At 68.3% G+C, this 9,291-nt stretch carries 10 protein-coding genes; 4 read left to right on the top strand and 6 right to left on the bottom strand.

Annotated elements, in window-relative coordinates:
• Positions 1-2,210: ATP-dependent helicase (locus WAO18_RS25250; protein WP_422208952.1), on the bottom strand; the 2,210-nt coding region annotated here is incomplete at its 3' end.
• A gap of 77 nt (positions 2,211-2,287) precedes the next feature.
• On the opposite strand from WAO18_RS25250, the gene WAO18_RS25245 reads away from it, so the two are divergent.
• Both WAO18_RS25245 and WAO18_RS25240 read left to right on the top strand, forming a co-directional pair.
• Positions 2,288-3,067, top strand: coding sequence for an alpha/beta fold hydrolase (locus WAO18_RS25245; RefSeq protein ID WP_422208951.1), 780 nt, complete (start codon positions 2,288-2,290; stop codon positions 3,065-3,067).
• A 2-nt stretch (positions 3,068-3,069) separates the two neighbouring features.
• Positions 3,070-3,372, top strand: coding sequence for an MGMT family protein (locus tag WAO18_RS25240; protein ID WP_422208950.1), 303 nt, complete (start codon positions 3,070-3,072; stop codon positions 3,370-3,372).
• Positions 3,373-3,403: 31 nt separating this feature from the next.
• Here WAO18_RS25240 and WAO18_RS25235 read toward each other — a convergent pair whose 3' ends face one another.
• The 3 genes from WAO18_RS25235 to WAO18_RS25225 all read right to left on the bottom strand — a co-directional run bounded on the left by WAO18_RS25235 (position 3,404) and on the right by WAO18_RS25225 (position 6,571).
• Positions 3,404-4,258 (bottom strand): TIGR02569 family protein, encoded by an 855-nt coding sequence (locus tag WAO18_RS25235; RefSeq protein WP_422208949.1) that lies wholly within the window; start codon positions 4,256-4,258, stop codon positions 3,404-3,406.
• Between the two features lie 68 nt (positions 4,259-4,326).
• Positions 4,327-5,484, bottom strand: a complete 1,158-nt coding sequence (gene moeZ, locus WAO18_RS25230) for an adenylyltransferase/sulfurtransferase MoeZ (RefSeq protein ID WP_422208956.1) — start codon at positions 5,482-5,484, stop codon at positions 4,327-4,329.
• Positions 5,485-5,515: 31 nt separating this feature from the next.
• On the bottom strand, positions 5,516-6,571 hold the full coding sequence (locus tag WAO18_RS25225) for a DUF3152 domain-containing protein (RefSeq protein ID WP_422208955.1): 1,056 nt from the start codon (positions 6,569-6,571) through the stop codon (positions 5,516-5,518).
• Between the two features lie 163 nt (positions 6,572-6,734).
• Between WAO18_RS25225 and WAO18_RS25220 the strand changes: the two genes are divergently transcribed.
• A complete protein-coding gene (locus WAO18_RS25220; protein ID WP_422208948.1) occupies positions 6,735-7,391 on the top strand; it encodes a TetR/AcrR family transcriptional regulator in 657 nt (218 codons plus the stop codon).
• On the opposite strand, the gene WAO18_RS25215 is transcribed toward WAO18_RS25220, so the two are convergent.
• Positions 7,378-7,626 (bottom strand): DUF3107 domain-containing protein, encoded by a 249-nt coding sequence (locus WAO18_RS25215; protein WP_422208947.1) that lies wholly within the window; start codon positions 7,624-7,626, stop codon positions 7,378-7,380. The two genes, WAO18_RS25220 and WAO18_RS25215, sit on opposite strands and share 14 nt — an antisense overlap.
• Positions 7,627-7,816: 190 nt before the next feature.
• Here WAO18_RS25215 and WAO18_RS25210 point away from each other — a divergent pair, with 190 nt between their 5' ends.
• On the top strand, positions 7,817-8,479 hold the full coding sequence (locus tag WAO18_RS25210; protein ID WP_422208954.1) for an MmpS family transport accessory protein: 663 nt from the start codon (positions 7,817-7,819) through the stop codon (positions 8,477-8,479).
• Between the two features lie 13 nt (positions 8,480-8,492).
• Here WAO18_RS25210 and WAO18_RS25205 read toward each other — a convergent pair whose 3' ends face one another.
• Positions 8,493-9,188 carry a ferritin-like fold-containing protein gene (locus WAO18_RS25205; protein ID WP_422208953.1) on the bottom strand — a complete coding sequence of 232 codons (696 nt, stop codon included), beginning with the start codon at positions 9,186-9,188 and terminating at the stop codon, positions 8,493-8,495.
• Positions 9,189-9,291: the final 103 nt, after the last annotated feature.

The following is a 9,291-nucleotide window of genomic DNA, read 5'->3' as shown; positions in this document are numbered from 1 at the left end:
CACACCACGCCGCGCAGCCGGCCGACCACCGCAGCGGCCGACAGCACCCGCGGCGCCGTGACCGGTTCGAGCGCGGCGTCGACGGGTCCGGTAGACCACTGCGCGATCTCGGCAAAGAACGGCGACGGCATGCTGGCGTCGTTGTCGCCGCTTCCCTCTCCGTCGATGGCCGTCACGAGCAAGCGCGAGCGGGCCCGGCCCATTGCGGCCACCAGCAGCCGCCGTTCGTCGGCCAACAGCGGCGCGCGCATCGACGCGTTCTCGGCAACGCCGTCGAGTACATCCAGCAGACGCTGTGTGCCGAGTACTCCCCCGCGCGGAATCGTGTTGGGCCACAGGCCTTCCTGCAGACCGGCAATGACCACCAGATCCCACTCGCGGCCGAGCGCCGCATGCGCACTGAGCACCGCGACCTGCTCGGCGTCGAGCGCCGGCCCGGGGTCCGCGGCCCGCAACTGCTGCGTCATCAAGTGGTCGATCAGCCCACCCAGCGAGGCGCCGGCGGTGCGCGACAGGAACTGGTCGGCGGCGTCGAACAACGCCGTCACCGCGTCGAGGTCCCGGCCGGCCTGGGCACCGGAAGTGCCACCGCGCTCACACGCCGTCAGCCAGCGGCGTTGCAGACCCGACCGCTGCCATGCCGCCCACAGTGTGTACCGCGGATCTTCGCCGCGCCGGTGCGAGCTTGCGGCGGCGTCCAACACGGCCCGGACCCGACGCAGCGGTCTGGCTTGGGCCGCGGCCAGCCGGGCCGACGAGTCGCCGTTCAGCGCCTCAACCAGCAGATCGCCGAATTCCTTTGGCGGCCCGACGATGCCGGCGCGACGCAGCGACCGTCGCAGCTGGCGCAGCGACACCGGGTCGACCCGGCCGATCGGACCGGTCAACAACGCCAACGCCTGTTCGCCGTCCAGCCCGTCGGCGGTCGCGGCCAGCACTGTCAGCAAGGCCTGCGCCGCGGGCTGCGCGACCAGCGAACCGGTGAACGCCGACGGAGCCACCGGAACACCGGCCTGCGCCAGCGCTTGAGGTAGCCCGGCCGCAGCTCGCGGCACCGATCGGACGATGACCGCCATCTGTGACCACGGCACACCGTCAACGAGATGTGCCCGTCGCAGGAAGTCGGCGATCGTCCCCGCCTCGGCGGTGGCAGAGGCGGCGAGTTGCACCATCACCGAACCGGGATCGTCGCCGGTGCCATCGATTCCGCCGCCGCCGGGAAGCCGGCCCGCGATGCCCGCTACGGCCCGTGCCACCGCCGGAGCGCAGCGATGCGACGTCCTCAGCGTGATCGACGGTGTGCCCTCATCCAGCAGCGCGGCCGGCTCACCGCCGCGGAAGCCGAACACCGCCTGGTTCTGATCGCCGGCGATCAGCGTGAGCTCCGCGCCGGCGGCGAGCACGCGAACCAGCAGGGCGGCCTGCGGATCGAGTTGTTGGGCATCGTCGACCAGCAGGACGCCGATGCGCGCTCGCTGCGATGCCAGCAGTTCGGGGTCGACGGCGAATGCCTCGAGTGCGGCCCCGACCAGTTCGGCGGCTCCCACCGCCGGGGTAGTCGCCTGCGGCGCAGCCGTTCCCACGGCCGCGCGCAGCAGCATCACCTGTTCGTAGTTACGCGCGAACCGGCCGGCGGCGGCCCATTCGCGACGACCCGACAGCCGGCCGAGTCGCTCGAGCTGTTGAGGCTCAACGCCACGCTCGGCGCAGCGGGTCAGTAGCTCGCGCAACTCGGCGGCGAAACCCGCAGTGCCCAGGGCCGCGCGCAGCTCGGCCGGCCACGGCGCCGACGGGTCGGGGCCGTCGGCGATCTCGCCTGCCAGCAGCTCGGCGATGATCGCATCCTGCTCGGCGCTGGTGACCAGCCTGGGTGGCGGACCACCGGCACGTTGAGCCGCCAGCCGCAGCACCGCGAACGCGTAGCTGTGCACGCTGCGCACCAACGGTTCCCGGACCACCGCGGGGTGGGCACCGCCGTCCTGGCAACCAAGCAACTTCGTCGTCAATGCGCTGCGCGCGTGCGTCGAGATACGGCCCGAACCGGTCAGCAGCAGCACCGATTCCGGATCGGCGCCTGCGCGGATGCGCGCGGCCGCGACGTCGATCAGCAAGGCGCTCTTACCCGTTCCCGGCCCACCCAGCACGCGCATCGTCCCGCGCAGCTCTGGATTGAGCACGGCGTGACCCTCCGGGCCCCAGTGGTAAGGCATAGCGAAATGACACCACGGGGGTCCGACAAGTCGGCCCGGCCGACGATGGCTGACCGCGCGACTGGCACCATCGACGCGTGACCCGCTTGCATGTGCACCGCTTCGGCCCGCCAAGCCCCGTGCGACTGCTGGCGCTGCACGGGCTCACCGGGCACGGCAAGCGCTGGGAACCGCTGGCGAGCCGGCACCTATCCGAAATCGCCGTTGCCGCACCCGATCTGATCGGCCACGGCAGGTCGTCGTGGGCGGCACCGTGGACGATCGAGGCCAACGTGGCCGCGATATCCGAGCTACTCGAGCAGCAGGCCGATGAGCCGGTCGTGGTGGTGGCGCATTCGTTCGGCAGCGCGGTGGCCATGCACCTGGCCGCCGCCCGTCCCGATCAGGTCGCGGGACTGGTGCTGCTCGACCCGGCCATCGGACTGGACGGCGGATGGATGCGCGAGATCGCCGATGCCATGCTGGCCTCCCCGGACTACTCCGACGCCGCAGAGGCCCGCGCCGCGAAAACCAACGGATCCTGGGCGGACGTGGACCCGTCCGTAGTCGATGACGAACTCGACGAACATCTCGTCGAGCTGCCGGGGGGCCGGTGCACCTGGCGGCTGAGCCTGCCCGCAATGATGGCCTACTGGAGCGAGCTTGCTCGCGATATTGTATTGCCACCCAAAGGAATTGGAACAACTCTGGTACGGGCGGCCCGGACATCGCCGTCGTACGTCACCGACCGGCTCGTCGATGCCCTGCGCGAACAGTTGGGGGCCGAGTTTCAGTCGCTGACCTTCGAATGCGATCACATGGTGGCAGAGACCAAACCCGCGGAGGTCGCCGCACTGATCCGCGAACGGATGCGCTGACGATGGCGCCGGTGACCGATGATCAGGTCGAGCGGGTGCGGGCGCTGGTTGCCTCGATACCCGCCGGCCGGGTGTCGACCTATGGCGATATCGCCACTGTCGCAGGGCTTTCCAGCCCGCGCATTGTTGGCTACATCATGCGCATCGACTCGCTGGACCTGCCCTGGCACCGGGTGATCACCGCGTCGGGCCGGCCCGCAAAGCACCTGACCACCCGTCAGCTGGAATTGCTGCGGGCAGAAGGAGTTCTGGCGAGCGACGGCAAGATTCCGCTCGACGAGGTCCGCTACGCCTTTCCCGACTAGAGGATGAGCCCCGACTAACGGATCAGCCCGGCTAGAGGATCAGCCGCACCAATGCGGCCGTACGCGCCAGACCCGGGAATGCCGCAGCGGTCGAACGTGGATGCAACGCGTGGACCGCGAGGCGGAACATCAACGCGCGCAACAACATCTGCGGCCACTCCGGTAAGGCGTTCCAGCGGTCGATCAGGCCTTCATCGGCCTCGCCCCACGACAACGCATCGACGACGACAACTCCGGCCGCCCACGACGCGGGGCGCCAATACGGCGTGATGTCCGTGATCCCCGGGGCGGCGGCACCGGCGAACAGCACCGTGCCGTACAGGTCGCCGTCGACCAGCTGGTTGGGGCTCTTGGTCGGCCGCCGCAGTCCGGCGAGCTGGTTGATCAGCTCGACCGACCGCTGCCCATCCGCGGAGGGAGACGCGGTGCGCGCCGCCGCCGGCACCGACTGCAGCGGCCGATCTTCCCAGGCGGCCCGGTCCGCGGCGATGAAGACATCGACGTCAGCCCACGGCGCCGAGGGGCCCTGGGTCAGGAATCGCGGCCGTTCCAGCTTTCCGGTGGCCTCGTGCAGCCGCACTGCCGCCGACACCACCTCGTCGTGCCGGGGCTCGGGCTGGCCCGCCACGAAAGTGTCTGCTCGCCAACCCGACACCACATAGCGTCCATCGGTCGAGCGGACCGGCCGGGCCAGCCGCACACCGTCGACGAACAACGTCTCGCGCACCCGGGCCGACCACGCCGCGCGGGCGTTCTCGGCGACCATCGACAGCACAACTTCGCCGCACCGCCAGCCGCCCTCCCAGCTGGCGCCCAACGCGATCGGCCGCACACCGCTCAAACCGAACGCCGACAGCACATGCTCCGGCGGCGGCTCGACACTCACACGGTTAGCCTAAACGGGCTCAGCGAACTCTCGGGACTCGACACGAACACGCAGTTTCGTGTCCCGAATCAGTACATCACCATGTCGGGCTGTATCTGTTCGGCCCAGGCCACGATGCCCCCCTGCAGATGTACCGCGTCGGCAAACCCGGCTTTTCTCAGCGCCGCCAGCGCCTCGGCCGAGCGCACACCCGTCTTGCAGTACAGCACCGGCGTACGGTCCCGCGACAGCTCGGCCAGGCCCTGGCCGGAGCTGATCAACGAGTTCGGGATCAGCTGGGCCCCCTCGATGTGGTTGATCGCCCACTCCGCCGGCTCACGGACGTCGATCAGCGCGACGTTGGTGCCGGAATCCAGCAGTTCGCGCAGCTCACGCGGGGTGATCGCAGAGTCGTCTGCCACCTGGCCGGACGTCCCCCCGCAGAATTGGTCGTAGTCGATCAGCCCGGTGATCGCCGGGGCGGCCGGATCCTTGCGGATCGCGATCGTCCGATAGCTCATGGCCAGCGCGTCGTAGACCATCAACCGGCCCAGCAACGGCTCCCCGAGCCCGGTGATCAGCTTGATCGCCTCGGTACCCATCACCGAGGCAATCGAGGCGCACAGCACACCCAGCACCCCGCCTTCGGCGCACGACGGCACCGTCCCGGCCGGCGGCGCTTCGGGGTACAGGTCGCGGTAATTCAGGCCGCCGCCGCCGGGGGCGTCCTCCCAGAAGACCGACACCTGGCCTTCGAACCGATAGATCGACCCCCACACGTAGGGCTTGTGGGCCAGCACCGCCGCGTCGTTGACCAGATACCGGGTGGCGAAGTTGTCGGTGCCGTCGAGGATCAGGTCGTACTGCTCGAACAGCCCGACGGCGTTGTCCGACGACAGCCGGACCTCGTGCAGACGCACCTGCACCAGCGGATTCAGCTCCGCGATCGAGTCGCGCGCGGACTGGGTCTTGGGCCGGCCGATGTCGTTGACGCCGTGAATGATCTGGCGTTGCAGATTTGAGTCCTCGACGACGTCGTCGTCGACGATGCCGATCGTGCCGACGCCGGCGGCGGCCAGATACAGCAGCGTGGGTGCGCCGAGGCCGCCCGCTCCGATCACCAGCACCCGCGCGTTCTTCAGCCGCTTCTGCCCGTCGACTCCGAGGTCGGGGATCACCAGATGGCGGCTGTATCGGGCAACCTCATCGCGAGTCAACTCGGCAGCCGGCTCAACTAACGGCGGCAACACACCACCGAGGCTAGGCCAAGGTGCCCGGCTAGGCGATCGGGTACGGCCAGGGATTGAACCGGCAGGTCTTGCCGTCCGGCTTGACGTATTCCGGGTCGAACTTCGCGTTGTCGTCGTCGGACGTGGAGAACGTCTGCTGCATCATGATCGGGGCCAGGCCGCCCGGTTTGTCGCAGGGCTCGTGGCGCAGGTAGCCGATGGCGTGGCCGACCTCGTGGTTGATCAGATACTGCCGATAGGAGCCGATGTCTCCCTGGAAGGCCAGCGCGCCGCGCACCCAGCGCGCCTCGTTGATGAAGACCCGCGGCTCGACCCCCGCCCCGTAAGACGGGTTGTAGCAGGACGTCTCGAGCGGAAACTCGTATCCGCAGCCCTGGCGAACGGTCATCGGCGAGCTCAGCGAGATGCGGATGTCGGGTTTGCTCCTGCCATTCGCGTCGACCCGGACGAACGCGAACTGCGCGTCGTGGGTCCAGCTCTTGGGATTGCCCAGCGTCTGGTCGACCATGGCGGCAAACGCGTCGTCACCGCCGAACGCGATGGGGTCCATGCCGTTTTCGACTTCGACGGTGTACTTGAAGACTTTCGCCGTACCCTGCCCGACCTGCGGCGTGACGCCCGGCACGATGTGCCAGGATTTCTCGCCCGCATCGGTGAACGGTCCGCCGTTGGGCAGCATGCCGGTCGGCAGGCTGGCGTCGAACTGGGTGAGACCGCGGGGCGGAGCGTCGGCGATCACCGTGCCGACCGCGCCGATTTTCGGCGGACCCTGCAAAGGATGACCGGAGGTCGGCGCGGACGCGCTGGTCCCGGTGACGGTCTGATAGAGCACCACGCCGGTGACGACGACCAGCACCGGCAGTGCGTAGGCGCGCCAGCCGTAGGTGGACACAAAACGGCCAAGCCAACTCTGTTTACGGAAGCGGTTGGTGTTCCGATTCGCCCGGACCCGCCCCTCGCCGCCCCACGCCAGCGGGTCCCGTTGGGCCCGCAGCGGTTCTCGCCAGTCGTCGCGAAGAACCGGTGTCCGGTTGCCCCCGCGCCGGTCGGGGTCGAAGGTCACTTTCCCAGGATGGCACAACAGCGACTAGCTGGGACTCTCGGCGCGCCCGTAGTTGCTCGCACGAGGTTGACATGCCGACATTCAGGGCGTAGGTGGCGATCGACAATGCCGGCGGGTAGTAGTGTCGTTGCGATCTACCGCGCATTCGTAATACCCGCGCTACGACAACCAGATTGAGGAATGGATGAGCGATCTCGCCAACGCCGCCGGCAGGAGCGGGGTGAAGCCCGCCACCGCTGCCCGGCGCGGCAACCGGCTGCCTCGTGACGAGCGTCGGGGCCAATTGCTCATGGCTGCCAGCGACATTTTCGTCGACCGCGGCTACCACGCCGCCGGAATGGACGAGATCGCCGAACGTGCCGGAGTCAGCAAACCCGTTCTCTACCAACACTTTTCGAGCAAACTGGAGCTGTACTTAGCGGTCTTGGCGCGCCATGTCGAAAACCTGGTGTCCGGTGTGCGCCAGGCCCTGCGCACCACCACCGACAACCGGCAACGGTTGCGGTCGGCCGTGCAGGCCTTCTTCGACTTCATCGAGCACGACGGCCAGGGCTACCGGTTGATCTTCGAAAACGACAACATCACCGAGCCTCAGGTCGCCGCGCAGGTGAGGGTGGCCACCGAGTCGTGCATCGACGCGGTTTTCGACCTGATCAGTGCCGACTCCGGGTTGGAAGCGCATCGTGCACGGATGATCGCCGTGGGCTTGGTCGGGGTCAGCGTCGACTGCGCCAGGTACTGGCTGGACGCCGATCGCCCGATCACCAAGGACGACGCCGTCGACGGCACCGTGTTTTTCGCCTGGGGCGGGCTGTCACACGTGCCGCTTACCCGCTCTTAGCCGCAGCGCTTCCGATTCCGAATCCGACGCGACGCGCATCCGCGACACCGATTTCGACGTAGGCGATTTTGGCTGCGTTCACCACGAATCGGCGGCCTTTGTCGTCGGTCAGACCCAGCACGTCGGAATCTTTGCCCAGTGCGGCGTTGACGAGTGCTTCGACTTCGTCGGGCGTTTGCACGCTCGTGAAGACCAACTCTCGCGGGCTATCCGTGATCCCGATCTTGACCTCCACGCCGGCCCCTTCCCATTCTTCGGTAATCGATGCTCCGACATGCAGGCTAGTGGACGTCCGGCGAACGTGCTGAAACCCGGTCGCCGACAAGGATTCGCGACAGGCGGTGCGGCCGGCCGCCGTTGGCAAATCGTGACCTGACACGCCCGCACGCACGGCTGCGGGCTGGTGTCACACCGATAACATCTGCATCATCAGCACCACAAACTACCTGGACAACGGTATCCAGGACTACCCCGATGACGCCGTCGACGACATCTACGCCGACGGCGATGAACTGTTTGCGCCGCATGATCAGCGCTGGCGCCCGATCGCGGCGATCGCCGGAATCGTCTTCGTCCTCGCCGTCATCGCCACCGTCGTGATCATCAACGGCGGCGACAGTGCCTCCACCTCGGCCACCGTGGTGGTTCCGCCGAGCCGAAGCGCGGGACCAGGGCCCAGCCTGGCGCCGGTGCTGCCGCCCGAGACGGTGACCACCGTGACACCGCATTCACGACCGCCCAGCCCGACCGCCACCAGCAGCGCACCGACACAGACCCCGCCCCCGGAGGCTGTCCCCTCGACGCCGCCGGACGTGGCCGCGCGCACCTTCGTCTACCGGGTGACCGGCACCAAAGGGCTCCTTGACCTGGTCACCGTCGTCTACACCGACGCGTCGGGCGCCCCGCAGACGGACTTCAACGTGTCACTGCCTTGGTCGAGAACCGTGGTGCTGAACCCGGGCGTCGGGATGCGATCGGTCGTTGCGACGAGCCTGACCGGTCATCTCAACTGCTCGATCAGTGACAGCGTCGGAGACGCCGTTGCCATCTCGACCAGCAGCGCGATGATCGCGACCTGCAGCCGCTAACCGATCGCTCGGGCTAGGCCAGGCCCAGTTCGCGCGTCCGCTCATCATGGGTGCGCTGCAGCCGATCGAAGAACCCCGTCAGCTGCGCCAGTCCGCCGCTCCTGGACACCACCAGATCGACCAGCTCGTCGTGCTCGGCGAGGACGTATTGGGCCTGCGTGATCGCTTCACCGAGCAGACGACGTGACCACAGGGCCAGTCTGCTGCGCTGCTTGGCACTCTTGGTCACCGCGGCGCGCACCTCGGCGACCACGAATTGGGAGTGCCCCGTCTCCGACATCGTCGAGCGCACCACGTCGGCGACCTCGTCGGGCAGCGCGTCGGCGATCTCGAGGTAGAAGTCGGCCGCCAGCGCGTCGCCGATGAACGTCTTGACCAATGCCTCCAGCCACGTGCTCGGCGTGGTCAGGCGGTGGTAACCGTCGAGCGCGGCGGCGTACTTCGAGATCGCCGGCAATACGTCGACGCCGCGCTGCTCCAATGCGTCGCACAGCAATTCGTAGTGCGCCATCTCGGCCGCGGCCATGCTGGCCATCGAAATCCGCCCGCGCAGATCCGGCGCCATCCGCGCCTCGTCGGTCAGCCGGTAGAACGCCGCGACCTCGCCGTAAGCCAGCAGGGCGAACAGTTCGTTGACGCCGGGATGGTCCGCCGGCAGCCGGGGCAAAGGCGGCTCGGCCAGCTTGTCGCCCGGCGAAAGCGGATTCATGCCACCACTGTAGGGGTCATCCTTGGCGACCCGCTGCGCGCGGCAATGCCGCGCTGGCGATCGCCACGAGGGGTCATCCTTGGCGACCCGCTGCGCGCGGCAA

Origin of the sequence: Mycobacterium sp., assembly GCF_049278535.1 — a bacterium.
Taxonomy (GTDB): Bacteria; Actinomycetota; Actinomycetes; order Mycobacteriales; family Mycobacteriaceae; genus Mycobacterium.
This window is presented reverse-complemented; position numbering and strand designations above follow the sequence as displayed.